General features: G+C 64.4%; 22 protein-coding genes and 1 pseudogene. 16 read left to right on the top strand and 7 right to left on the bottom strand.

Annotation, left to right across the window (positions count from 1 at the left end; genetic code table 11):
- Positions 1-1,437, bottom strand: a complete 1,437-nt coding sequence (locus DJ563_RS25095; protein WP_434518517.1) for a cytochrome ubiquinol oxidase subunit I — start codon at positions 1,435-1,437, stop codon at positions 1-3.
- A gap of 354 nt (positions 1,438-1,791) precedes the next feature.
- Between DJ563_RS25095 and DJ563_RS25090 the strand changes: the two genes are divergently transcribed.
- The 5 genes from DJ563_RS25090 (at position 1,792) to DJ563_RS25070 (ending at position 7,104) form a co-directional block, all read left to right on the top strand.
- Positions 1,792-3,012 (top strand): MFS transporter, encoded by a 1,221-nt coding sequence (locus DJ563_RS25090; RefSeq protein WP_274100084.1) that lies wholly within the window; start codon positions 1,792-1,794, stop codon positions 3,010-3,012.
- Between the two features lie 212 nt (positions 3,013-3,224).
- Positions 3,225-4,520, top strand: coding sequence for an NCS2 family permease (locus DJ563_RS25085; RefSeq protein ID WP_274100085.1), 1,296 nt, complete (start codon positions 3,225-3,227; stop codon positions 4,518-4,520).
- Positions 4,517-5,602, top strand: coding sequence for a tRNA (uridine(54)-C5)-methyltransferase TrmA (gene trmA, locus DJ563_RS25080; RefSeq protein WP_434518516.1), 1,086 nt, complete (start codon positions 4,517-4,519; stop codon positions 5,600-5,602). The genes DJ563_RS25085 and trmA overlap by 4 nt, the downstream gene beginning before the upstream one ends.
- 58 nt (positions 5,603-5,660) lie before the next feature.
- Positions 5,661-6,566: a LysR family transcriptional regulator gene (locus tag DJ563_RS25075; RefSeq protein ID WP_434518515.1), complete on the top strand. Its 906-nt coding sequence runs from the start codon at positions 5,661-5,663 to the stop codon at positions 6,564-6,566.
- Positions 6,567-6,669: 103 nt separating this feature from the next.
- On the top strand, positions 6,670-7,104 hold the full coding sequence (locus DJ563_RS25070) for a cupin domain-containing protein (protein WP_274100088.1): 435 nt from the start codon (positions 6,670-6,672) through the stop codon (positions 7,102-7,104).
- Positions 7,105-7,138: 34 nt separating this feature from the next.
- Here the strand turns inward: DJ563_RS25070 and pcaG are convergent, their stop codons facing one another.
- Positions 7,139-7,744: a protocatechuate 3,4-dioxygenase subunit alpha gene (gene pcaG, locus DJ563_RS25065; RefSeq protein WP_033702952.1), complete on the bottom strand. Its 606-nt coding sequence runs from the start codon at positions 7,742-7,744 to the stop codon at positions 7,139-7,141.
- Between the two features lie 10 nt (positions 7,745-7,754).
- A complete protein-coding gene (gene pcaH, locus DJ563_RS25060) occupies positions 7,755-8,474 on the bottom strand; it encodes a protocatechuate 3,4-dioxygenase subunit beta (RefSeq protein WP_274100089.1) in 720 nt (239 codons plus the stop codon).
- 200 nt (positions 8,475-8,674) lie between these two features.
- On the opposite strand from pcaH, the gene ypfJ reads away from it, so the two are divergent.
- The 3 genes and pseudogenes from ypfJ to DJ563_RS25045 all read left to right on the top strand — a co-directional run bounded on the left by ypfJ (position 8,675) and on the right by DJ563_RS25045 (position 11,665).
- Positions 8,675-9,562, top strand: a complete 888-nt coding sequence (ypfJ, locus tag DJ563_RS25055) for a KPN_02809 family neutral zinc metallopeptidase (protein ID WP_095064169.1) — start codon at positions 8,675-8,677, stop codon at positions 9,560-9,562.
- A 183-nt stretch (positions 9,563-9,745) separates the two neighbouring features.
- Positions 9,746-10,807 (top strand): annotated as a pseudogene (locus DJ563_RS25050) (methyl-accepting chemotaxis protein); the annotation flags it as partial.
- A complete protein-coding gene (locus DJ563_RS25045; RefSeq protein ID WP_434519749.1) occupies positions 10,802-11,665 on the top strand; it encodes a methyl-accepting chemotaxis protein in 864 nt (287 codons plus the stop codon). The pseudogene DJ563_RS25050 and the gene DJ563_RS25045, both read left to right, overlap by 6 nt.
- 100 nt (positions 11,666-11,765) lie before the next feature.
- On the opposite strand, the gene ggt is transcribed toward DJ563_RS25045, so the two are convergent.
- From ggt to DJ563_RS25030, 3 genes are all read right to left on the bottom strand, one after another.
- Complete coding sequence (gene ggt, locus DJ563_RS25040) at positions 11,766-13,433, bottom strand: gamma-glutamyltransferase (protein WP_186658906.1); 1,668 nt, start codon at positions 13,431-13,433, stop codon at positions 11,766-11,768.
- A 117-nt stretch (positions 13,434-13,550) separates the two neighbouring features.
- Positions 13,551-14,447 (bottom strand): LysR family transcriptional regulator, encoded by an 897-nt coding sequence (locus DJ563_RS25035; protein ID WP_274099069.1) that lies wholly within the window; start codon positions 14,445-14,447, stop codon positions 13,551-13,553.
- A gap of 90 nt (positions 14,448-14,537) precedes the next feature.
- Positions 14,538-15,128 carry an NAD(P)H-dependent oxidoreductase gene (locus DJ563_RS25030; protein ID WP_274099068.1) on the bottom strand — a complete coding sequence of 197 codons (591 nt, stop codon included), beginning with the start codon at positions 15,126-15,128 and terminating at the stop codon, positions 14,538-14,540.
- A 194-nt stretch (positions 15,129-15,322) separates the two neighbouring features.
- Between DJ563_RS25030 and DJ563_RS25025 the strand changes: the two genes are divergently transcribed.
- Positions 15,323-15,637 carry a putative quinol monooxygenase gene (locus tag DJ563_RS25025; RefSeq protein ID WP_033702960.1) on the top strand — a complete coding sequence of 105 codons (315 nt, stop codon included), beginning with the start codon at positions 15,323-15,325 and terminating at the stop codon, positions 15,635-15,637.
- Here the strand turns inward: DJ563_RS25025 and DJ563_RS25020 are convergent.
- Entirely contained in the window at positions 15,627-16,391 is a 765-nt protein-coding gene (locus DJ563_RS25020; RefSeq protein ID WP_434518514.1) for a sulfite exporter TauE/SafE family protein, read from the bottom strand. The genes DJ563_RS25025 and DJ563_RS25020 overlap by 11 nt on opposite strands.
- A gap of 77 nt (positions 16,392-16,468) precedes the next feature.
- Between DJ563_RS25020 and DJ563_RS25015 the strand changes: the two genes are divergently transcribed.
- The 7 genes from DJ563_RS25015 to DJ563_RS24985 all read left to right on the top strand — a co-directional run bounded on the left by DJ563_RS25015 (position 16,469) and on the right by DJ563_RS24985 (position 23,164).
- Entirely contained in the window at positions 16,469-17,368 is a 900-nt protein-coding gene (locus tag DJ563_RS25015; RefSeq protein WP_274099064.1) for a LysR family transcriptional regulator, read from the top strand.
- 81 nt (positions 17,369-17,449) lie between these two features.
- On the top strand, positions 17,450-18,055 hold the full coding sequence (locus DJ563_RS25010; RefSeq protein ID WP_434518513.1) for a CDP-alcohol phosphatidyltransferase family protein: 606 nt from the start codon (positions 17,450-17,452) through the stop codon (positions 18,053-18,055).
- 30 nt (positions 18,056-18,085) lie between these two features.
- Positions 18,086-19,843 (top strand): bifunctional alpha/beta hydrolase/class I SAM-dependent methyltransferase, encoded by a 1,758-nt coding sequence (locus tag DJ563_RS25005; protein ID WP_274099062.1) that lies wholly within the window; start codon positions 18,086-18,088, stop codon positions 19,841-19,843.
- A complete protein-coding gene (locus DJ563_RS25000) occupies positions 19,840-21,168 on the top strand; it encodes a serine/threonine protein phosphatase (protein WP_434518512.1) in 1,329 nt (442 codons plus the stop codon). The genes DJ563_RS25005 and DJ563_RS25000 overlap by 4 nt, the downstream gene beginning before the upstream one ends.
- Positions 21,165-21,596, top strand: a complete 432-nt coding sequence (locus tag DJ563_RS24995) for a hypothetical protein (RefSeq protein ID WP_274099060.1) — start codon at positions 21,165-21,167, stop codon at positions 21,594-21,596. The genes DJ563_RS25000 and DJ563_RS24995 overlap by 4 nt, the downstream gene beginning before the upstream one ends.
- Before the next feature lie 10 nt (positions 21,597-21,606).
- Positions 21,607-22,230 (top strand): lysophospholipid acyltransferase family protein, encoded by a 624-nt coding sequence (locus tag DJ563_RS24990; protein WP_434518511.1) that lies wholly within the window; start codon positions 21,607-21,609, stop codon positions 22,228-22,230.
- Position 22,231: 1 nt separating this feature from the next.
- Entirely contained in the window at positions 22,232-23,164 is a 933-nt protein-coding gene (locus tag DJ563_RS24985; RefSeq protein WP_033702976.1) for a phosphatidate cytidylyltransferase, read from the top strand.
- The last annotated feature ends 24 nt before the right edge of the window (positions 23,165-23,188 follow it).

Here is a 23,188-nt window from a genome sequence, read left to right as displayed (position 1 = left end):
TCAGTTCCCCTTGCTCAGGCTGGCAGTGTCGGCCTCATGGCCATCATCGGCGGCGGACAACGGCCGCGCCGGCGTGCGTTTCTGGCCTGGGCCACCCGGGTTGGGTTCATCACCCTCGCCCGTCTGCGGCCCTTTGCGCACCAGGCGCATCATGTAGCCAAGGCCGGTGCCGAACAGCGCGAAGTACACCACCACGAACGCCACCAGGGTAAAGCCGAGCTGCACATAACTGTGGTTGGACACCCCTTCGGAGGTGCGCATCAGGCCATACACCACCCACGGCTGGCGGCCGATTTCGGTGGTGAACCAGCCCGCCAGGATGGCGATCAGGCCAGAGGGGCCCATCCACAGGGTCAGGTACAGGAACGGCCTGGAGCTGTAGAGCGTGCCGCGCTTGCGCAGCCACAGGCTCCACAGGCCAACGAAGATCATCAGCAAGCCCAGCCCGACCATGACCCGGAACGACCAGAACACGATGGTCGAGTTGGGCCGATCCGCCGCCGGGAATTCCTTCATCGCCGGCACTTGCTTGTCCAGGCTGTGAGTCAGGATCAGGCTGCCAAGGGCCGGGATCTCGACCTTGAAGCGCGTGGTCTCGGCTTTCATGTCGGGGATGCCGAACAGGATCAGCGGGGTCGGCTCGCCCGGCACGTTCTCCCAATGGCCTTCGATGGCCGCGATCTTCACGGGCTGGTGCTTGAGCGTGTTGAGGCCGTGGAAGTCACCGATCACCGCCTGGACCGGCGCGACGATCAGCGCCATCCACATGGCCATCGACAGCATCTTGCGCACGGCCGGGTTGTCACGCCCACGCAGCAGGTGCCAGGCCGCCGATGCACCGACGAAGAAGGCGGTGGCGACGAACGCGGCGGTGGCCATGTGCATCAGCCGGTAGGGGAACGAGGGGTTGAAGATCACCGCCAGCCAGTCCACCGGCACCACCCGGCCATCAATGATTTCGTGACCTTGCGGGGTCTGCATCCAGCTGTTGGATGCCAGGATCCAGAAGGTCGAGACCAGCGTGCCGAGCGCCACCATGACCGTGGCAAAGAAGTGCAGGCCACGGCCCACACGGTTCCAGCCAAACAGCATGACGCCCAGGAAGCCTGCCTCGAGGAAGAACGCCGTCAGCACCTCATAAGTCAGCAAGGGGCCGGTGACGGCGCCGGCAAAATCGGAGAAGCGGCTCCAGTTGGTGCCGAACTGATAGGCCATGACCAGGCCAGAGACCACGCCCATGCCGAAGTTGACGGCGAAGATCTTCGACCAGAAGTGGTATAGGTCACGGTAGACCTGGTGGTGGGTCCGCAGCCAAAGGCCTTCAAGGACCGCCAGATAGCTCGCCAGGCCAATGGTGATGGCCGGGAACAGGATGTGAAAGGACACGGTAAACGCAAACTGGATTCGGGCGAGATCTAGGGCCTCTAAACCGAACATAGTGCTTCCTCTTCAGATAATCCGGCGTTCGGGCTCGTGGCCTTTGCGCCTACTGCCCCCACGGTATCGAGTGCGGCGAGTTTGAATTGTTCTGTGCAATCGCAGGGATTCCGGCCCAAGGGCCACATCGTTGCCGGTTCGTTGCAAATACAACGATTGATCCAGATCAACGACTGACTGCAAGCATAGTCCTGAATAGCCAGCCAGGCCGTGTGGTTGATTGCCGCGTGACCTGTTGCCCCACCCTCTTTCAGAACGTGTGAAAAAGTGCCGATCACGGCAACCAGTAACTGCTTGTTACAAACAGATGATAATCTGCCGGCCCCTCTACTGCGCCGAGGCCACAGGTTTCCGATGTCCGATTCCGCACCGCAGTTGTTGCGCCATCATCGCCCCTTCCTCGCCTTCTGGCTGGCCCGTGTGTTCACTGCCAGCGGCTTCCAGATGCTCACCGTGGCCATTGGCTGGCACCTCTACCAGCTCACCGGCAATGTGCTCGACCTGGGCCTGGTCGGCCTGGTCGAATTCGCCCCAAGGGTGCTGTTCATGCTGCACACCGGGCATGTCGCCGACCGCTATGACCGGCGCAAGGTCGCGGCCCTGTGCCAAAGCCTGCAGGGGCTGATTGCCCTGGCGCTGGTAGTGGGCAGCGCCACCGACAATGTCAGCCGCGAGCTGATCTTCGCCCTGGCCTTCCTGCTGGGCGCCACGCGCTCGTTCGAGATGCCGGCCACCCAGGCCCTGCTGCCCAATGTGGTGCCGCCGGGGTTGTTCCCACGGGCGGTGGCAGCCTCGGCCTCGGCGACCCAGGCAGCCACCATCGTCGCCCCGGCGGTGGGCGGGTTGCTGTATGCCTTTGGCAGTATCTGGGTGTATGGCCCGACCGTGGCGCTGTACGCCATTGCCTGTGCACTGACATTGAGCCTGGACGCACGCCAGCAAGTGGCCCAGCGTGGCCGTGCCAGCCTGGAGTCGCTGCTGGCCGGCATCCGCTTCATCCGCAGCCGGCCAGACATCCTTGGCGCCATCTCGCTGGACCTGTTCGCCGTGTTGCTGGGCGGTGCCACCGCGTTGTTGCCGGTGTTCGCCAAGGACATCCTGCTGACCGGCCCATGGGGCCTGGGCCTGCTGCGCTCGGCACCGGCGGTGGGGGCGTTGCTGATGTCGCTGTGGCTGGCGCGCTTCCCGTTCGAGCGCAAGGTAGGCCGCACCATGTTCACCGCCGTGGGCGTGTTTGGCGTGGCGACCATCGCATTCGGCCTGTCGACGTCGTTCTGGTTCTCGCTGGCGGTGCTGGTGGTACTGGGTGCGGCGGACATGATCAGCATGGTCATTCGCAGTTCGTTCGTGCAACTGGAAACGCCGGATGAGATGCGCGGGCGGGTGAGCGCTGTGAACGGGTTGTTCATCGGTGCCTCGAACCAGCTCGGTGAATTCGAATCGGGGGTCACCGCGCACTGGTTTGGCACAGTGCCGGCGGTAGTGCTGGGGGGCGTGGGCACGCTGGTGGTGACCGGGGTGTGGATAAAATTGTTCCCGACCCTGGCCAAGCGCGACCGCTTGCACAGCGGTTGATGGCTCGGCGGTACTGGCCTCTTCACAGCTAAACCCACTACCACAGGCGATGGAAAAGCCATTCCCCGAAGCCCATAGGCCCCTGCCGAGCATGCTGGTATGATGCGCGGCTTTTTTCCGCCCCAGATAAAACCACGGCAACCGGTACGGTCTGTGCTTTGCTGATGGGGTCGATACATATCACGGCGCCGGGGGCGCCTTGGGGAGCGGGCATGCTGGAAAGGCTGTTTCAACTAAAAGCACACGACACCAATGTGCGCACCGAGATTCTTGCGGGCGTCACCACCTTCCTGGCCATGGCCTACATCCTGTTCGTCAACCCCAGCATCCTGGGCGAGACCGGCATGGACAAAGGTGCGATCTTCGTCGCCACCTGCCTGGCCGCGGCCATTGGTTCGGCGACCATGGGCCTGATCGCCAACTACCCGATCGCGCTGGCGCCGGGCATGGGCCTGAACGCCTTCTTCACCTACACCGTGGTGCTGCACATGGGCCATACCTGGCAGGTTGCGCTGGGTGCGGTGTTCCTGTCGGCGGTGATGTTCTTCCTGTTGTCGATCTTCCGCATCCGCGAATGGATCGTGAACAGCATCCCGCTGCCGCTGCGCTCGGCCATCGCCGCTGGCATCGGCTTGTTCCTGGCATTGATTGCCCTGCATAACGCGGGCATCGTCGTCGATAACCCGGCCACCCTGGTGGGTATGGGCGACCTCAAGCAGCCCTCGGTGCTCCTCGCCACGCTGGGCTTCTTCCTGATCGTCGGCCTTGAGTCGCTGAAGGTGCGCGGCGCGGTGCTGATCGGCATCCTGGCCGTCACTGTCGCGTCGATCGCGATGGGCGTCACGCCGTTCGGCGGCATCGTGTCGATGCCCCCTTCGCTGGCACCGACCTTCCTGCAACTGGACATCGCCGGTGCCCTCGATGTGGGCCTGATCAGCGTGATCTTCGCCTTCCTGTTCGTCGACCTGTTCGACAACTCTGGCACCCTGATCGCCGTGGCCAAGCGCGCCGGCCTGATGGGCAAGGACGGCCACATGCCGAAGATGGGCCGCGCCCTGATCGCCGACAGCACCGCGGCCATGGCCGGTTCGCTGCTGGGCACCTCGACCACCACCAGCTACATCGAATCGGCTGCCGGCGTGAGCGCGGGCGGGCGTACCGGCCTGACCGCCATCGTGGTGGCCGTGCTGTTCCTGCTGGCGCTGTTCTTCGCACCGCTGGCCGGTAGCGTACCGGCCTTCGCCACGGCACCGGCGCTGCTGTTCGTCGCCGTACTGATGGCTTCGGGCCTGGCGGAAATAAACTGGGACGACGTCACCGAAGCCGCGCCCGTGGTGGTGACGGCCCTGGCCATGCCACTGACCTACTCGATCGCCAACGGCATCGCCTTCGGCTTCATTTCCTGGACTGCCATCAAGCTGATTTCCGGCCGCCACCGCGACCTGAACCCGGCCCTGGTGATCCTTTCCATCCTGTTCGTCATCAAGCTGGGCTGGTTCAACGCATGAGTGCTGCTTTCGACCCCTCCTCCTACGCCACCCAGCTGGACGCCAAGGTTGCCCGGCTGCGTGAGCTGCTGGCGCCGTTTGGCGCGCCGGAACCGGCTGTTTTCGATTCGCCGCGCGAGCACTACCGCCTGCGCGCCGAGTTCCGCCTGTGGCGCGAGGACGGTCAGCGCCACTACGCGATGTTCGCCCCAGGCGAGAAGCACAAGGCAATCCTGATCGAAGACTTCCCCATCGCCAGCGAGCGCATCAACCTGCTGATGCCGCGCCTCAAGGCGGCCTGGCAGGCCAGCGAGGCACTGAGCAACCGGCTGTTCCAGGTGGAGTTCCTTACCACCCTGGCGGGCGATGCGATGGTCACGATGTGCTACCACCGCCCGCTGGACGAGGCCTGGGAAGTGGCCGCACGGCAGCTGGCCGAAGACTTGGGGGTGAGCCTGATCGGCCGCTCCAAGGGCAAGCGCCTGGTGATAGGCCGTGATTATGCGGTGGAGCAACTGGACGTGGCGGGCCGCGTATTCAGCTACCGCCAGCCAGAAGGCGCGTTCACCCAGCCCAACGGCGCGGTGAACCAGAAGATGCTGAGCTGGGCCTACGACGCCATTGGCGAGCGCGACGATGACCTGCTGGAGCTGTACTGCGGCAATGGCAACTTCACCCTGCCGCTGGCCACCCGCGTGCGCCAGGTGCTGGCCACCGAGATCAGCAAGACGTCGGTCAATGCCGCGTTGAGCAACCTCGATGAGAACGGTGTGGATAACGTGCGGCTGGTGCGGCTGTCGGCTGAAGAGCTGACCCAGGCACTGAACGAGGTGCGCCCGTTCCGCCGGCTGGAAGGCATCGACCTGAAAAGCTATGCGTTTGGCACCGTGTTCGTCGACCCGCCGCGTGCCGGCATGGACCCGGACACCTGCGAGCTGACCCGGCGTTTCGAGCGCATCCTGTACATCTCGTGCAACCCGGAAACGCTGGCGGCGAACATCGCCCAGCTGCAAGATACCCACCGTATCGAACGCTGCGCGCTGTTCGACCAGTTCCCGTATACCCATCACATGGAAAGCGGGGTGCTGCTGGTTCGGCGCTGATCCGTGTCGCGTTGGGGCCTGGCCGGCCCCAACGCACACTGCCAGGAGAGTTGCGCCGATGGACCAGTTCAGTGCCATGCACACCTTCCGCCGGGTCGTCGACCTCGGCAGCTTCAGCGCCGCCGCCAACCAGGCCGGCGTCTCGCACACCGTGCTGTCACGCCAGGTGAAGCACCTCGAACGCCACCTCGGCACGCAGTTGCTCACCCGTACCACCCGCCGCCTGCACCTCACCGAAGCCGGTGCGCTGTTCTATCGCCATTGCGTGCAGATCCTCGAACAGATGCAGGCGATGACCCTGGAACTGTCCGAGCATCAGCAGCAACCTGCCGGCACCTTGCGCCTGGGCGTTGCCACCGCCTTTGGCGAACTGGAACTGGGGCGTTGGTTGCCGGATTTTGTCGAGCGCCATCCACAACTGCAGATCGAGCTGCACTGCAGCGATCGTTTCGTTGACCTGCTGGAGGAGGAGATCGATGTGTGCCTGCGGGTCACCGACCACCTGCCTGACTCCAGCCTGGTGGCACGCCGCCTGGCCACCAGTGAAGTCCTGCTGGTGGCCGCACCGCGCTACCTGCAACGCCACGGTACGCCCGCCTCACCCGACGACCTGGCCGGCCACCCGTTGCTCGGCTACAGCCAGTTGCTGCACCCGCAACGCTTGCAGGTGGCCAACGACGCGGGCGAGCAGCGTGAAATCCTGATGCCCCGGCGCGTGAGCGCCAACTCCCCCATGGCCCTGCGCGCCGCCGCCATCGGCGCCCTGGGCATCGCCAGTTTCGACCGTTTCATCGTCGATGATGCGCTGCGCGACGGGCGCCTGGTTCAAGTGCTGAGCCATTGGCGGCAGCCGGCGCGCAGCCTGTTCGCGGTTTACCCACAGAGCCGTTACCTGGCGCCCAAGGTGCGTGCGCTGCTGGATTACGTGCAGCATTACTACGCAACGCCCAGGTGGCAGGGCTGACTTGTGCTTTATCTGCACAAGTCTTGCGGAGTTGAGGCCGTATTTGTGCTCTTGATGATTCATTAACCTACGCTGCACGTTACTTCAGCGAAGAGGACTCATTATGAAATCATTGCAGGCAGTTATCACCGGCATCGCGCTCAGCGCTGTGGCAATCGTCGCCCATGCAGCAGAACAAACCGTTTCGGTCCCTGACAACGCTGCCCTGAAGTGGCAGGACGTGCCCAACACCCGCGGCGCCGTCAGCTACGCCAACGTCGAAGGCGATATCTTCGGCAAGGGGCCGTATTCGGCGTATGTGAAATTCAGAAAAGGCACCGACAACGGCCTGCACCAGCACAGCCAGACCTTGCCGACAGTGGTATTGAGCGGGACGTTCTACGCAGTGATCGATGGCAAGCGCACCGAGTACCCGGCCGGGGCCTACTACAAACTGCCAGCCGACCTGGTGCATGAAAGTGGCTGCACGGCGGCTGCCGATTGCCTGTTGTTCCAGTATCAGGCCGATGCCTTTGACCTGAAACCGGTCAAAGGTTGAGAGGCCGGGGCCGCCTTGCGGCCCCAAGCTTCACTCAGAAGTCGAAGAACACCGTCTCCCCTTCCCCCTGAATACGGATATCGAAACGATAGGCCGTCTTCCCATCCACTTCGCAACGCTTGGCAACCAACGTCTCACGGCGCTGCGGCTGCTCGATCAGGTTGAGCACCGGGCACTTGGCGTTGGCTTCGGCTTCATCGTCGAAATACAGGCGCGTGTGCAGGTGGATGTTGATGCCACGGGCAAACAGGCTGATGTTGATGTGCGGCGCCATCGGCACGCCAGCAGCATTATTCACCACACCCGGCTTCACCGTTTGCACGGTCCATTCACCGGCATCGAAGGTGGTGGCGGTGCGGCCAAAGCTGTTGAAGGCGTTTTCCAGGTTGTATTGGTCCTGGTACTGGCCAGCGGCATCGGCCTGCCACAGCTCCAGGAACGAATCGCGCACCAGGTGCCCGTTACCGTCATAGACCTGGCCGATCAACAGAATGTGTTCACCCGGTGCTTCTGGCTTGGCCAGGCGGTTCCAGATTTCCTGGTCGCGGGTCGGGTTGCCGGCCGCTTCCAGGGCCAGGCCGATGTGCACGTAGGGGCCGGCAGTCTGCGAAGGGGTTTCCGGCAGCAGTTCGATTGGCATGGCGGGGTCCTCAGCAGTTTTCGAAGTGGGTCTTGCGCTGGCCGCGCAGCACGATGTCGAAGCGGTACGCCAGGCAGTCCATCGGGTTGGCGTTGCTCATGTCGAGCTTGGCGATCAACTGCTGCACGGCCTCGGGGTTGACGATCGACTTGACGATCGGGCACTTCGGGATCAGCGGGTCGCCTTCGAAGTACAGCTGGGTGATCAGCTTGGTGGCGATCGACGGGCCGCTGATGCCGAAGTGAATGTGCGCCGGGCGCCAGTCATTCGGGCCGTTGCGCCATGGGTACGGGCCGGGCTTGATGGTGCGGAAGCTGTAATAGCCGTCGCGGTCGGTCAGGCAACGGCCAACGCCACCGAAGTTCGGGTCCAGCGGGGCCAGGTAGCGGTCGTTCTTGTGCCGGTAGCGGCCGCCGGCGTTGGCCTGCCACATTTCTACCAAGGTGTTGGGCACCGGTTTGCCGTACTGGTCGACAACCCGGCCGGCAACGATGATGCGCTCACCGACTGGCAGGCCACCGTTGTTGAAGTTCAGCAGCAGGTCATGGTCGTGGGCACCGAAACCCAGGTGGGTGAAATCCGGGCCGGTGGTTTCGCTGATCGACTGCGGGATGCTGACCAGTGCCTGGCGCGGGGAGCGGGCAATGGACGTCTTGTAGTCGGGGGTCAGGGCTTTGGGGTGCCAGTTGCGATCACGGATCACGAAGCGGCTGGTGTCCTGGGCGGGCATGCCGTTTTCCTCTCTTGGTATTATCAAAACGCCTGTACGTGGCAGGCGGACTTGCAGTTTCGGATAACTCGCGTGGGATGAATACTGAAATCAGCCTCTCAATACATAACCATATGGTTATGGATTAACACCTTTGGCTGACACCTTTCGCTGAGGTGAACTAATCTTTGTCTTCTTGTTTCACGCTCCGGAGAGCATTCATGGAATGGCGAAAAGGCCGACGCAGCGACAACGTGGTCGATGCCCGAGGCGAAGGTGGCGGTGGTGGCGGCATGCGCTTTGGCGGCGGCAAGGGCCTGGGGCTGGGGGCGATCCTGCTGATCGTGGGCATCGGCTGGCTCACCGGGCAAGACCCGCTGCAGATCCTTGGCCAGCTCACCGGGCAAATGCAACAGCAACAGCAGGCTCCCAGTAGCGTGGGCACCAAGGCGCCGCCGGCCAATGACCAGCAGGCCGAATTCGTCGCCTCGGTGCTCGGTGACACCGAAGACACCTGGAAGGCGCTGTTCTCCCAGGCAGGCAAGCAGTACCGAGACCCCAAGCTGGTGCTATTCAACGGCCAGGTCAACTCCGCCTGCGGCTTCGCTTCGGCGGCGGTGGGCCCGTTCTACTGCCCGGCCGACCAGCGGGTGTACCTGGACATGTCGTTCTTCCGCGAGATGGAAACCCGCTTCGCCGCAGCGGGCGACTTCGCCCAGGCCTATGTCATCGCCCACGAAATCGGCCACCACGTGCAGACCCTGCTCGGCGTGTCGGCCAAGGTTGATGCGGCCCGCCGCAATGGGCAGCGCATGGAGGGCGACAACGGCTTGCTGGTACGTCAGGAACTGCAGGCCGATTGCCTGGCCGGGGTGTGGGCGTATCAGGCACAAAAGCGCCTGAACTGGCTGGAGCCAGGCGACGTCGAGGAAGCGCTGAATGCGGCCAACGCCATTGGTGACGACCGCCTGCAGCAGAAAGGCCAGGGGCGCGTGGTGCCCGACTCTTTCACCCACGGCACCTCGGCGCAGCGCGTACGCTGGTTCAAGGCAGGCTTTGCCGAGGGCGAAGTGAACAGCTGCGATACCTTCAGTGCGCGTAACCTGTAACACCCTGCGGGGCTGCCTGGCAGCCCCCGTTTCAACCGGACGACCGGTTACAAATCTGCTGAAAAAGCGTTTCAGCTTCCAGATTCATTGCCGATAACCCCTGCACGAATCAGCGGGCACCCAGAACAACAACGCCTTGCGATCGACGATCAAGAGAGCGAAAACAACTTCTGGAGTGCGTGCATGAACAGCTGGTTTGCCAACATCAGCGTCAACCTCAAACTCGGCCTGGGCTTCGGCCTGGTGCTGATCCTCACCGGCCTGCTGGCCCTGACCGGCTGGACCAGCCTGGGCAGCCTGATCGACCGCAGCAACTGGATGAGCGATATCAGCCAGCTCAACAAGGACCTGACCGACCTGCGCATTGCCCGCCTGCAGTACATGATTGCCAACGGCGACGATGCGGCGGCGGCCAACACCCTGGCCAAGCTGGACACCTTCAGCAACCAGCAGCAACGCCTGGTCGGCACGTTCAAGAGCCCGGAGAACGTCAAGCTGCTGCACGACCTTGGGCAGACCATCAGCCAGTACAAGGTGTCGCTGGGCACCATGCGCGCAGGCTACAACGCCACCCGCGCCGCCCGCGATGCAATGAATGTTTCTGCAGCCAAGGCCGACCAGGCCATGGACGCCCTCAGCCAGGACGTCATGGCACGCCCCGAAAGCGACAGCGTGCGCCTGGCCCAGTACCAGCTGATCAGCAAGGCCCGCCAGCAACTGCTGCAGGTGCGCATCGACGTGCGCGGCTACATTGCCGACAACAGCGCGACCAACGAGCAGGCTGCCCTGCGCCAGCTCGAAGCGGCATTGGCCGAGGTCGACAACCTCAAGCGCCAGCTGCCCACTGCTGACGCGCGCCTGCAACAGTTCGAACAGTCGGTGCTGGCCTACCGTGACGCCGTGCGTCAGTTCCGCGATGCCCTCGCCGATATCACCAGCGCACGCGCAGAAATGACCGTCCAGGGTGCCGACATCGTCAAGACCAGCGACGCGCTGTACAAGATCCAGCTGGAGCGCCGCGACATCGAGAGCGCACAGGCCCGCAGCCTGCAGGCCATCGCGACCCTGCTGGCATTGCTGGTAGGCGTGCTGGCAGCGGTGCTGATCACTCGGCAGATCACCCGCCCGCTGCAGGAAACCTTGCAAGCAGTGGAACGCATCGCGGGCGGCGACCTGACTCACGACCTGCGTGTCACCCGCCGTGATGAACTGGGCGTGCTGCAACAGGGCATCGCCCGCATGGGCGTTACCCTGCGCGAACTGATCAGCGGCATCCGCGACGGCGTCACCCAGATCGCCAGCGCCGCCGAAGAGCTATCGGCCGTCACCGAACAGACCAGCGCAGGTGCCAACAGCCAGAAGGTCGAAACCGACCAGGTGGCCACCGCGATGCACGAAATGGCGGCAACCGTTCAGGAAGTCGCCCGCAACGCCGAGCAGGCCTCGCATGCCGCCACCGGTGCCGACGACGAAGCCCGCGCCGGCGACCGTGTGGTCGGTGAGGCAATCAGCCAGATCGAACGCCTGGCCGCAGAAGTGCACCGCTCCACTGAAGCCATGAGCCTGCTGCAGCAGGAAAGCCAGAAGATCGGCAGCGTCATGGACGTGATCAAGTCGGTGGCCGAACAGACCAACCTGCTGGCGCTGAACGCCGCGATCGAAGCCGCCCGTGCCGGCGAGGCGGGCCGTGGCTTTGCTGTGGTCGCCGACGAAGTGCGCGGCCTGGCGCAGCGTACGCAAAAGTCCACCGAAGAGATCGAAGAGCTGATCGCCAGCCTGCAGCACGGCACCCAGCAAGTGGCCACGGCCATGCAGGGTAGCCGTACCCTGACCGACAGCAGCGTCGAACTGGCACGCAAGGCCGGTGCCTCGCTGGAAAACATCACCAGCACGGTGTCGAACATTCAGTCGATGAACCAGCAGATTGCGGCGGCGGCGGAAGAGCAGAGCGCGGTGGCGGAAGAAATCAGCCGGAGCATTCTGAATGTGCGGGATGTGTCTGAGCAGACCGCGGCGGCCAGTGACGAGACGGCGGCGTCCAGTGTTGAGCTGGCGCGGTTGGGGGGGCAATTGCAGATGCTGGTGAGCCAGTTCCGTGTCTGATCTCTGAAGCGCATTCGCGGGGCAAGCCCGCTCCCACAAACTTTCAGGTTGTGGGAGCGGGCTTGCCCCGCGAAAGGGCTCCCCGGCACCCTGGCAGATGTTACTTGACGACCATCCCCACCCCGCGCCCACGCGGGTCCGACGCCGTCTCAAGCTTCGCCCCGTTCACCCGAATGGCCTGGATATCGCCCATCTCCCAGCCTTGGTCTTCCAGCACGTAACCCATTTTCTTCAGGTCGTCCGCTACCGGCCCGGTCAGCGGTGCATAGCTGTCGAAATAAAGGGTGTCCTTGGGCAGCAACTGATGGTGCACACGCTGTGCAGCCACCGCCTTCTCAAGTGGCATGCCGTAGTCGTACAGGTTGTTCATCACCTGGAAGATCGACGTGAAGATCCGCGAACCGCCCGGCGTGCCGATCACCAGCTCGACCTTGCCATCGCGGGTCATCAGGCTTGGGCTCATGGATGACAGCATGCGCTTGCCGGGCTCGATGGCGTTGGCATCACCGCCGACCACGCCAAAGGCATTGGCCGCCCCCGGTTTGGCGCTGAAGTCGTCCATCTCGTCATTGAGCAGGAAGCCGGCGCCCTTGACCACCACACCACTGCCGTAGTCGAGGTTGAGGGTGTAGGTGTTGCTGACCGCATTGCCCTGCTTGTCGACGATCGAGAAGTGCGTGGTCTGGTGCGGCTCCAGGCCCGGCTTGACGTCGTCGGTTGCCGAAATGGCCTTGGGGTTGACCTGCGCGGCGCGCTTGGCCAGGTAATCCTTGGCAATCAATTGATCCACCGGCACCTTGGTGAACGCCGGGTCACCCAGGTAGTCGGCGCGGTCGGCGAACACGCGCTTCTCGATCTCGGCCAGCAAGTGGATGTACTGCGCAGAGTTGTGCGCGACGCCTTTGAAGTCCGCCGCACGGTCTTCCTTGATACCCAGCAGTTGGGCCAGGGCCACACCGCCAGAGCTTGGCGGCGGCGCGGTGTAGACCACGTTGCCACGCCAGCTCAGGGCCATCGGCTCACGCCAGACGGCCTTGTAGTCCTTGAGGTCTTGTTTGGTGATCAGGCCTTTGTCCGCCTGCATCTGCGCCACCAGCAGGTCGGCGGTCTTGCCCTGGTAGAACTCGCTCACGCCCTTGTCGGCAATGCGTTCGAGGGTCTGGGCCATCTCGGGCTGCTTGAACAGCTCGCCCACTTTCATGGTGCCGAAATAGTCGTTGAAATTGGTCGCGGTCTTGAACAGGCCTTGGGCATCGTTGCGGTACTGGTACTGCTTTTCGGCGATCTTGAAGCCGTTTTTCGCATAACCGATGGCCGGGGTCAGCAACTCGCTCCAGGGCAGCTTGCCGAACTTCTGGTGCGCCTCCCACAACCCCATCACCGTGCCGGGCACGCCGGCGGCGCGCACGCCAACCAGGCTCAGGTTCTCGATCACTTCGCCCTTGTCGTCCAGGTACATGTTGCGGCTGGCGGCCTTGGGCGCCACTTCGCGGTAGTCGAGGAAGTAGGGTTTGCCGTCGACGAACAGGGTCATGAAGCCACCGCCGCCGATGTTACCGGCTTCAGGGTAGGTCACCGCCAGGGTGAACGCCGTTGCCACGGCGGCGTCCACGGCGTTGCCGCCTTTTTTCAGAATATCGGCGGCCACCTGTGCGCCATATTGATCAGGCGCGGCCACTGCGCCACCCTCAAGGGTGGCCGCAAAGGCCGAGGAACAGCTCAGGATAGCGGCTCCGAGGGCCATGGACTGGAACAGGACAATACGCATGACACTTCCTTGGTGTTGTTTTTGTTGATCAGTCAGTAAGGCCGAAGCGCGTCGACTGCGCAATCCAACGTAGGAAGTTTCGCCGCCTTTGGGCAGCATTTGTCGCGTTCAGGCAACTCAGCAGGCGTACATCGCCAGCTTGCGCTGGATGAAGTCGAGGAAGCACTGGATGCGCAGCGCCAGCTGGGTGTTGCGGTAATACACCGCATGGATCGGCTGACGGTACCCGTTGTTGGCATCGCCCAGCAGCACCTGCAGGCGGCCGCTGCGGATGTCTTCGTGGGTCATGAAGTGCGACAGGCTGACGATGCCCTCCCCGGCCAGGGCCAACTGGCGCAGGGTCTCGCCGCTGGAGGCGATCAGCGCGGGGCGGATCGCCCAGCGGTCGCCCTGGGCATGGCGCAACGGCCAGTGGTTGAGTGACTCAGGCTGGCTGAACCCCAGCAGGCAGTGGTTGGCCAGGTCTTCGACGTGCTGCGGCGTGCCGTGGCGTTCCAGGTAGGCGGGGCTGGCCAGCACCTGCACCGGGCTGCAGCCCAGGTTGCGGGCGTGCAGGCTGGAATCGGCCAGCTCACCGATGCGGATCGCCACATCGGTGCTTTGCTCCAGCAGGTCGATGATCAGGTCGTCGGTGTTGAGCTCCAGCTCGATGCCGGGGTATTGGCGGCGGAACTCGCCGATCCAGGGCAGGATGGCGTGCAGCATGAACGGCGCGGCGGCGTTGATGCGCAGGCGCCCGGTGGCAGTCTGGCGGTTCATCGACAGGCGCTCTTCCATCTCGTCCATCTGTTCCAGGATCACCCGCGAGCGCGCCAGGAAGAAGCGGCCTTCTTCGGTCAGGTCCATGCGCCGGGTGGTGCGGTTGACCAGGGTGGTGCCGAGTTTGGCCTCCAGGCGCGACAGGGTGCGGCTGACGGCGGACGGGGTCTGGCCCATCTGCTCGGCAGCGGCAGAGATCGAACCGCAGTCGATCACGGCGACGAATACCTGGAGTTCTTCGGATCGGGTTTTCACGCGCTTGGCCTTGGCTGGAGTGTGCGGTGATAGATAGCGGGTCAGTGGGGTCTGTGCAAGGGGCTACTGTGCAGCCCCTGTCACAGGCGCTTACGCGGCCTTGCCAAACACCTTGCCCAGGTGCGCTTCATAAGCGGACAACGCCGCTGGTACATCCGGGCGCTTCATTACATCCACCGCCAAGAAGGTCGGCAACCCGGTCATGCCGAGGAACTGGTTGGCCTTGTGGAACGGGAAGTACACGGCGTCCACACCCTTGCCCTCGAAGAAATCGCCAGGGTTGTCGAACGCTTGCTGCGGGGCATTCCAGGTCAGCGACAGCATGTACTGCTTGCCCTGGATCAGGCCACCGCTGCCGTACTTCTGCGAAGCATCCGAGCGGGTCCGGCCGTCGCTGGCGTACAGGCTGCCGTGCCCTTCGGTGAAGACATCATCGATGTACTTCTTCACCGTCCACGGTGCGCCCATCCACCAACCGGGCATCTGGTAGATCACCACATCTGCCCAGAGGAACTTCTCGACCTCCTCCTGCACGTCGTAGCCACCGTCAATGAAGGTGTGGCGCACGTCGAAACCGGCACGGTCCAGATAAGCGAGCGCCGCTTCGTGCAGGGTCGCGTTGAGGCGGCCATCGGAGTGAGCGAACTGTTTACCGCCGTTGAGCAAAAGGATCTTTTTCATGCTGGCCTCGATGTGTCGATGTCGATCCGAGGCCTGATTGCCTTGATCGAGTCAAATGGATGACCGGCAGATTAGGGAGTCGCAGACGTGGGAAAAAGCAGGCATGAGGCAAAATACAATTGACTTGAAATCACGAATGACCAAGCCATTATTGCCTTAGAATCGTTTCATCATTCACCAGCGAGTAGCGATCCATGAGCGAGCAGTACGCTTTTATCCTCAAAGCCAAGACCCGCCCGGAAATGGCCGAAGCCTTCGAAACTTTGTTCCGCGCCTATGTCGAGCCAAGTCGCCAGGAGCCGGGCTGTATCGAGTACCACATGCTGCGCGACAAGGCCGACCCCAGCCTGTTCGTGTTCTACGAGGTGTGGGCAGACAAGGCGGCACTGGATGTGCACTCGGCCCTGCCGCACATGGCCGCGTTCTTCGAAAAGCGCATGGACTACCTGGAGCGCGAATTCGATGTCCAGTTGATCGACATGCTCAGCGCCGCCTCTGCTAACCGTTGATCAGCAAATGGCCGCCGAGCACGGCCAGGCCGATGAAGAAGCAGCGTTTGAACAGCGCCGCGCTGATGCGCTGGCGCAACCACTGGCCCGCCAGCATGCCCACCAGCGCTGGCGCCAGCATCAGCAATGACGCACCCAGCGCCTGGCCGCCCAGGGCATCCTGCCCGGCCAGGCCCAGGGCCAATGCCACGGTCGAGACCGTGAACGCCAGGCCAAGCGCCTGGATCATCTCGTCACGGTTCAAACCCAGGCTTTGCAGGTAGGGCACTGCCGGCATCACGAACACCCCGGTAGCCGCCGTTACCACGCCTGTCACCAGCCCGCAGATCGGCCCCAGCCACCACTCCCGCCTGTGCCCCACGCTCAGCCCCGGGCCGATCAGCCCATACACGGCATAGGCCACCAGCGCTGCGCCAAGCGCATGCACCGCCCAGGGGCCGCTGTTGATGCCCAACCAGGCGCTGCCGGCCAGGGTGCCGACGAAGATCATCGCCAGCATTGGCCCCAGCCGCCGCAGCAGCGCCGGCAGATGGCCCCCGGCCGCCAGTTGCCAGAGGTTGGTGAGGGTCGAAGGTACGATCAACAAGGCGGCAGCCTGCGCGGGCGGCATAGCCAGCCCCAGCAGCCCCATGGCGATGGTCGGCAGCCCGAGGCCGATGACACCTTTGACGGTGCCTGCCAGCAGGAAGGTAATCACCACCAGCAAAGTCAATGCCGGGCCGAGAGTCTGATAGAACGCGATCACGGTATTCATGTGGCCATGATGGCGTGCGGCTGGCTGGCTGAAAATCTGCCATATACTCAGCCAGACTATCGCCAGGACAGAGGCACATGCACTTCGACCTGATTGACCTCGCGCTTTTCCGGCACACCCTGGAGTGCGGCAACATTACTGCCGGCGCGCGCCGCAGCCACCTGTCGCTGCCCGCTGCCAGCGCCCGTATCCGCGCCATGGAAGCCTCCCTGGGTACACCGCTACTCGCGCGTAATCGCCGAGGCGTACAGCCGACCCCAGCCGGCCAGGCGTTGCTGCAACATGCCCGGCTGATCGGGCAGCAGGTAGAGCGCCTGCAGTTCGACCTGGCCCACTATGCCCAGGGCCTGCAAGGCCAGGTACGGCTGTTGTGCAACACGGCGGCGCTGACCGAATACCTGCCCGAGTTGTTGGCCTGCTACCTCGCCGACCATCCCGCCGTCAGTGTCGATGTCCAGGAGCTGCCGAGCTTGCACATCGTGCAATCGATCACCCAGGGCATGGCGGACCTGGGGATCATCTCGAGCGCAGCGCCCAGTGAGCATCTGCAGACCCTGCCGTTTCGCGATGACCCGCTGGTGCTGGTGACCCCCGTTGAGCACCCACTGGCAGCGCACCCTGCCCCGAGCTTCATCGACAGCCTCGCCCATGGCCATGTCGGGCTGGGGGCTGACAGCGCCTTGGCGTTGTACCTGGAGGAACAGGCACTGCGTGAGGGCAGGCGAATGCGCGTACGGGTGCGGGCCGATGGCTTCGATGGGGTGCTGCGCATGGTCGCGGGGGGCGCGGGGGTGGGGGTGGTGCCACTGGCTTCGGTGAAGCGCTGGCAAGGGCTGCTGCCGCTGCACTGGGTGGCGCTGCACGAGAGCTGGGCCAATCGCCGGCTGCTGGTGTGCGCACGGGACTTCGCCGCATTGCCGGGGTATGCCGCAGGTTTGGTCAGGCGCTTGACCAGCCGGCCCAGCGCGGTTGTGTAGGCGCGCAAATTTGGCGACCGCGCTTGCCGCCAGGCTGGGTCTTTGCCCACAATCAGGCTGCACCAAGAAAAGGAGTTTCCAGTGCCATCGATCTACCAGCTCAAGCCCCGCTTCCAGGCCCTGCTCCGCCCCGGCGTGAAGCGCCTTCACGAGCGCGGCGTCACCGCCAATCAGGTCACCGTCGCCGCCGGCCTGGTGTCGGTCCTGCTGGGCCTGCTGCTGGCAGGCCTCAGCCACATCACCTGGCTGTTCATGCTGATCCCGGTGTGGATGCTGCTGCGCATGGCCCTCAATGCCGTCGACGGCATGCTTGCGCGCGAATTCGGCCAGCAATCCAGGCTCGGCGCTTACCTCAACGAACTGTGCGACGTGATCGCCGACGCTGCGCTTTACCTGCCCTTCGCCCTGTTGGCCGGCGTCTGGCCGAGCCTGGTGGTGCTGGTGGTACTGAGCGCCACGGTGAGCGAATACGCCGGGGTAATGGGCCCGCTGGCAGGCGCATCCAGGCGCTACGACGGGCCGATGGGCAAAAGCGACCGGGCATTTGCCTTCGGCGTGCTGGGCACCGGCGTAGCCTTCGGCCTGCTCGACGCCAACTGGCTGAACGGCCTCTTGCTGGTCATCTTCGCGCTCTCGCTCTATACCCTCTACAACCGGGTTCGCCGAGGGCTGGCCGAAGCCCACTGAGCCCATCGCCGCCGGACAAGGATTCTCGCCATGCGCCAAGCGCAATCGCTGCATTTCTCCACCCATGACGGTGTCGAGCTGCACTACCGTCATTGGCCCGCTACCCGCAACGAACACCAGCCACGCCGTGCCGTGGTGATGTTCCACCGTGGCCACGAACACGGCGGGCGCATGGCCCACCTGGCCGACGAACTGGACATGCCGGGCTACGACTTTTTTGCCTGGGATGCCCGCGGCCACGGCCAGTCGCCGGGTGCCCGCGGCGACAGCCCGGGGTTCGCCACCAGCGTGCGCGATGTGCAGACCTTCATCGAACATCTGCAGAGCGTGCATGGCATCGCCGAGCAGGACATGGTGGTGCTGGCGCAAAGCGTCGGCGCCGTACTGATCGCCACCTGGGCGCACGACTACGCGCCCAAGGTGCGCTGCCTGGTGTTGGCCTCGCCGGCGTTCAAGGTCAAGCTGTACGTGCCCTTCGCACGCCCTGGCCTGAAACTGCTCAAGGCCGTGCGCGGCAACTTCTTCGTCAACAGCTACGTCAAGCCGCGCCTGCTCACCCACGACCCCGAGCGGGTCATGTCGTATGTGGCCGACCCGCTGATCAGCCGGCCGATTTCGGTGACCATGCTGCTGGGCCTGTACGACGCGGCCGACCGCGTAGTGGCGGACGCCCAGGCGATCCAGGTGCCGACCCAGCTGCTGGTCTCGGGTGCCGACCTGGTGGTCGAGCGCAAACCGCAGGTGCGCTTCTTCGAGCGCCTGGGCAGCGCCCGCAAGGAAATGCACACCCTCCCAGGCTTCTTCCACGACACCCTCGGTGAACGTGACCGCGCCCATGCGCTCAGGCGTATCGAGCGCTTCGTCGAGCATTGCTTCGACAGCCCTGTGCAGGCCCCTTCGCTGCTCGATGCCGACAAGGTCGGCGCCAGCTGCGCCGAGGCCGAGAGCCTGGCCGCGCCCTTGCCGCGCAACTCGCCCCGCGACCTCTACTGGCGTGCCACCCGCGCCGGCCTGCGCCTTGGCCAAGGGCTGGCCGAAGGCGTGAAGCTGGGGTTCGACACCGGCTTCGACTCCGGCAGCACCCTCGACTACGTCTACCGCAACCAGGCCACAGGCAAAGGCAAGCTGGGCCGCATGATCGACCGCAACTACCTCGACGCCATTGGCTGGCGCGGCATACGCCAGCGCAAAGTGCACGTCGAAGCGCTGCTACGCGAGGCCATCACCCGCCTGCGCGCGCAGCAACGGCCGGTGCATATCGTCGACATCGCCGCCGGCCATGGTCGCTACATCCTCGAAGCCCTGCAGGACCTCGAACAACTGCCAGACTCGATCCTGCTGCGCGACTACAGCGAGCTGAACGTGCAACAAGGCAGCGCATTGATCGCCGAAAAAGGCCTGGCCGAGGTTGCCCGCTTCGTCCAGGGCGATGCCTTCGACCGCGCCAGCCTCGCGGCGCTGCAGCCAGGCCCTACGCTGGCGGTGGTATCCGGGCTGTACGAACTGTTCCCCAGCAACACCCAGGTAGGCAACTCCCTCGCCGGCCTGGCCGATGCCGTCGAAGAGGGCGGTTACCTGGTCTACACCGGCCAGCCCTGGCACCCGCAACTGGAAATGATCGCCCGCGCCCTGACCAGCCACCGCGGCGGCGAAGCGTGGGTAATGCGCCGGCGCAGCCAGGCAGAGATGGACCAGTTGGTCGAAGCGGCAGGCTTTCGCAAGCTGGCCCAGCGCATCGACGAATGGGGCATCTTCAGCGTCAGCCTGGCGCAACGGGTGCGTGAATGAACCCACCGCGTGAGCCCGGGCTGATCCGCCGTGGCGTGCTCTGGCTCCTGCTGCTGGGGCCGTTCTTCTTCCTCAGCTATGGGCTGGTGAATACCCACACCGCCGGGCGCAGTGATGTCGGCAGCCTGGTGTTCGGCTGGGAACAGCACATGCCGCTGTGGCCGTGGACGATCATCCCGTACTGGTCGATCGACCTGCTGTATGGCTTGTCGTTCCTGCTGCCGCGCACCCGCCGGGAGATGGACCGGCATGCCCTGGCGTTGCTCACGGCACAGGTGATCAGCGTGAGCTGCTTCTTGCTCTGGCCGCTGCGCTTCACCTTCGAACGGCCGGAAATAGGTGGGCTGTACGGCGGGTTGTTCGATGTGCTGATGGGCTTTGACAAGCCTTACAACCAGGCGCCATCGCTGCATATCGCCTTGCTGGTGATCATCTGGGCGATGTTCGCCCGGCACGTGCACCGCCAGCCCTGGCGCTGGGCCATGCACGGCTGGATGACGCTGATCGGCGTCTCGGTGCTGACGACTTGGCAGCATCATTTCATCGACGTGCCCACCGGCGCGTTGGCAGGGTTTGTCTGCCTGTGGCTATGGCCGCGCCAAGGGCTGTTGCCGTGGCAGCAGGCGCGGCTGGCGCGCGATCGCAAACGCTGGCGGCTGGCGCTCTACTACGGTTTGGGGGCGTTGCTGTGCGCGCTGGCGGTGTTCACGGCAGGTGGCGCATGGCTGTGGTTGGCATGGCCTGGCGTGGCGCTGCTGCTGGTGGCGCTGAACTACAGCGTGTTCGGTGCCGGCGGTTTTCAGAAAGACACGGAGGGGCGCTTGTCGGTTGCTGCCTCCTGGCTGATGGCGCCCTACCTGATCGGGGCATGGATCAACTCACGGCTATGGACCTGGCGCCATCCGCAGCCAGACGCGGTATGTGACGGTGTATTCCTGGGGCGGCTACCAGGGCGTGGCGAAGGTGGGCAGTTCGCTGCCGTCGTCGACCTTTGCGCAGAGCTGCCGCGCCGTTCGGCCGGCACTGGCCCCTTCGCGCAGCAGGGCTATCAAGCGCTCGCCACCCTGGACCTGATCGCCCCCGACAGCACCCTGCTGCACGACGCCGCCGCCGCCATCGAGCAACTGCGCCCTCAAGGCCCCTTGCTGGTCTGCTGCGCCTTGGGTTACTCGCGCAGCGCCAGCGCCGTGGCGGCGTGGCTACTGCTCACTGGCCGCTGCCCCGACGCAGAGCAAGCCGAGCAACGGGTTCGCCAAGCCCGCCCTGGCGTGGTCTTGCACCCCGCCCATCGGCAGGTGCTGCAACGGCTAGGCGCACAGCGATGAGCCTGCACCTGATCGCCAGCCTGCTGGCCCGTGGCCGTCAGCTGGAGCGCCTGTCGGACGGCATCACCCTGTTGGCCCTTGGCTATGGCCTGGCACCCTTGCTGGGCGCACAACTGCCTGCCCTGGCCAGCCTGTTGTGCGCCGTGTTGCTGGTGCTGGGTGTGCTGCACAAGTACTGGGCCATCCGCGTCGCGCTGGACGCCGAGCTGTTCGCCCGCCTCGCCAGCAGCCCTGACCTGCCAGCCGACACCCAGGCCCTGGACCGCGCCCTGTTCGACCTCAACCTCAAACCGCACGTCACCGACAGCCGCGACTGGCTCACCCGCAGCCACGCCGCGCTGGCCCTGCTGCGTCGTCAGGCGGCGTGCCTGGGCCTGCAACTGTCGCTGACCTTGGCTACCCTGCTGACACTGCCTTTTACCGGATGACTACCGCCCCATGCTTGCGACCCTGACCGCCTTCGTCATCACCTCCGCCGCCCGGCTGATCACCGGTGCCCGTGCCTTGTGGCTCGGCTGCACGCCGTTGCCGGTGCAACGCCTGTACTTCGCCAACCACAGCAGCCACGGCGACTTCGTACTGCTGTGGGCGTCGCTGCCAGAACCCCTGCGCAAGCGCACCCGCCCAGTGGCCGGAGCCGACTACTGGGCAAAGCCCGGCATCCGCGATTTTCTCATCCGCAAAGTCTTCAACGGCATATTGATCGAGCGACAGCGCACAGAAGGCCAAGGCAGCGCCCTGCAGCCAATACTCGAAGCGGTGGCCCAAGGCGACTCGTTGATCTTCTTCCCGGAGGGCACCCGCAACCTTGGCGACGAACCGCTCATGCCGTTCAGAAGCGGGCTGTTCCACCTGGCCGCAGCCAACCCCGAGGTCGAGCTGGTGCCTGTGTGGATCGCCAACCTCAACCGGGTCATGCCCAAGGGCCGCGCCCTGCCATTGCCGCTGCTGTGCACATTGAGCTTCGGCGAACCCCTGAACCTGCACGCTGATGAAAGCAAGCAGGCCTTTCTGCAGCGGGCCAGCCAGGCCCTGCTGAACCTGGCGCCGAAGGATGCCTGACATGGATGACAACACACTTTCCCTGTTCGCCGGCATCGGCGCCCTGCTGCTACTCGCCAGCGTGATCGGCCGACTGCTCAAGTGGCGTGCCGGCCCGGCGCCGCATGCGGTGATCGACAACCTCAATGCCCGCATCAACGCCTGGTGGGTGATGGTGCTGGTGATCGGCATCGCCTTCGTATTCGGCAAGTACGGCGTGATCGTGCTGTTCTATGGCGTGTCGTTCTACGCCCTGCGCGAGTTCATGACGCTGACCCCGACCCGGCGCAGCGACTACCCGGCGCTGGTCGCCGCGTTCTATGTGGCGCTGCCGGTGCAGTACCTGCTGATTGCCATGGACTGGTACGGCCTGTTCAGCATCTTCATCCCGGTGTACCTGTTCCTGCTGCTGCCGATCCTGGCCAGCTTCGGTGGCGATACCACACGCTTCCTGGAGCGCGCATCGAAGGTGCAGTGGGGCCTGATGATCGCGGTGTACTGCGTCTCTTCCGTGCCCGCGCTGATGACGCTCGATATCCCGGGCTTCGAGGGCCGTAACCTGCTGCTGATCGCCTGGCTGATCCTGGTGGTGCAGATCAGCGACGTGTTGCAGTACGTGTGCGGCAAGCTGTTCGGCAAACGCAAGGTGGCGCCCAACCTGTCCCCCTCGAAAACCCTTGAAGGCCTGGTCGGTGGCGTGGCACTGGCCACTTTGATCGGCGCCCTGCTGTGCTGGATCACCCCGTTCAACTTCTGGCAGGCGGCCCTGATGGCCCTGACCGTCAACGCCATGGGCTTCTTTGGCGGGCTGGTGATGTCGGCGATCAAGCGTGACCGTGGGGTGAAGGACTGGGGGCACATGATCGAAGGCCACGGCGGCATGCTCGACCGGATGGACTCGGTGTGCTTTGCGGCGCCGGTGTTCTTTCACTTCGTGCGGTACTGGTGGGCTTGAGCAATGAAGGGCTCTGACACGCCG

This window comes from Pseudomonas sp. NFX1 (assembly GCF_051123555.1).
Taxonomy (GTDB): Bacteria; Pseudomonadota; Gammaproteobacteria; order Pseudomonadales; family Pseudomonadaceae; genus Aquipseudomonas; species Aquipseudomonas capeferrum.
This window is presented reverse-complemented; position numbering and strand designations above follow the sequence as displayed.

Excerpts from the sequence above, each read along its gene's own strand:
- DJ563_RS25095 (WP_434518517.1), bottom strand. The coding sequence starts at position 1,437 with ATGTTCGGTTTAGAGGCCCTAGATCTCGCCCGAATCCAGTTTGCGTTT.
- DJ563_RS25090 (WP_274100084.1), top strand. The coding sequence starts at position 1,792 with ATGTCCGATTCCGCACCGCAGTTGTTGCGCCATCATCGCCCCTTCCTC.
- DJ563_RS25085 (WP_274100085.1), top strand. The coding sequence starts at position 3,225 with ATGCTGGAAAGGCTGTTTCAACTAAAAGCACACGACACCAATGTGCGC.
- trmA (WP_434518516.1), top strand. The coding sequence starts at position 4,517 with ATGAGTGCTGCTTTCGACCCCTCCTCCTACGCCACCCAGCTGGACGCC.
- DJ563_RS25075 (WP_434518515.1), top strand. The coding sequence starts at position 5,661 with ATGGACCAGTTCAGTGCCATGCACACCTTCCGCCGGGTCGTCGACCTC.
- DJ563_RS25070 (WP_274100088.1), top strand. The coding sequence starts at position 6,670 with ATGAAATCATTGCAGGCAGTTATCACCGGCATCGCGCTCAGCGCTGTG.
- pcaG (WP_033702952.1), bottom strand. The coding sequence starts at position 7,744 with ATGCCAATCGAACTGCTGCCGGAAACCCCTTCGCAGACTGCCGGCCCC.
- pcaH (WP_274100089.1), bottom strand. The coding sequence starts at position 8,474 with ATGCCCGCCCAGGACACCAGCCGCTTCGTGATCCGTGATCGCAACTGG.
- ypfJ (WP_095064169.1), top strand. The coding sequence starts at position 8,675 with ATGGAATGGCGAAAAGGCCGACGCAGCGACAACGTGGTCGATGCCCGA.
- DJ563_RS25045 (WP_434519749.1), top strand. The coding sequence starts at position 10,802 with ATGGGCGTTACCCTGCGCGAACTGATCAGCGGCATCCGCGACGGCGTC.
- ggt (WP_186658906.1), bottom strand. The coding sequence starts at position 13,433 with ATGCGTATTGTCCTGTTCCAGTCCATGGCCCTCGGAGCCGCTATCCTG.
- DJ563_RS25030 (WP_274099068.1), bottom strand. The coding sequence starts at position 15,128 with ATGAAAAAGATCCTTTTGCTCAACGGCGGTAAACAGTTCGCTCACTCC.
- DJ563_RS25025 (WP_033702960.1), top strand. The coding sequence starts at position 15,323 with ATGAGCGAGCAGTACGCTTTTATCCTCAAAGCCAAGACCCGCCCGGAA.
- DJ563_RS25020 (WP_434518514.1), bottom strand. The coding sequence starts at position 16,391 with ATGAATACCGTGATCGCGTTCTATCAGACTCTCGGCCCGGCATTGACT.
- DJ563_RS25015 (WP_274099064.1), top strand. The coding sequence starts at position 16,469 with ATGCACTTCGACCTGATTGACCTCGCGCTTTTCCGGCACACCCTGGAG.
- DJ563_RS25005 (WP_274099062.1), top strand. The coding sequence starts at position 18,086 with ATGCGCCAAGCGCAATCGCTGCATTTCTCCACCCATGACGGTGTCGAG.
- DJ563_RS25000 (WP_434518512.1), top strand. The coding sequence starts at position 19,840 with ATGAACCCACCGCGTGAGCCCGGGCTGATCCGCCGTGGCGTGCTCTGG.
- DJ563_RS24995 (WP_274099060.1), top strand. The coding sequence starts at position 21,165 with ATGAGCCTGCACCTGATCGCCAGCCTGCTGGCCCGTGGCCGTCAGCTG.
- DJ563_RS24990 (WP_434518511.1), top strand. The coding sequence starts at position 21,607 with ATGCTTGCGACCCTGACCGCCTTCGTCATCACCTCCGCCGCCCGGCTG.
- DJ563_RS24985 (WP_033702976.1), top strand. The coding sequence starts at position 22,232 with ATGGATGACAACACACTTTCCCTGTTCGCCGGCATCGGCGCCCTGCTG.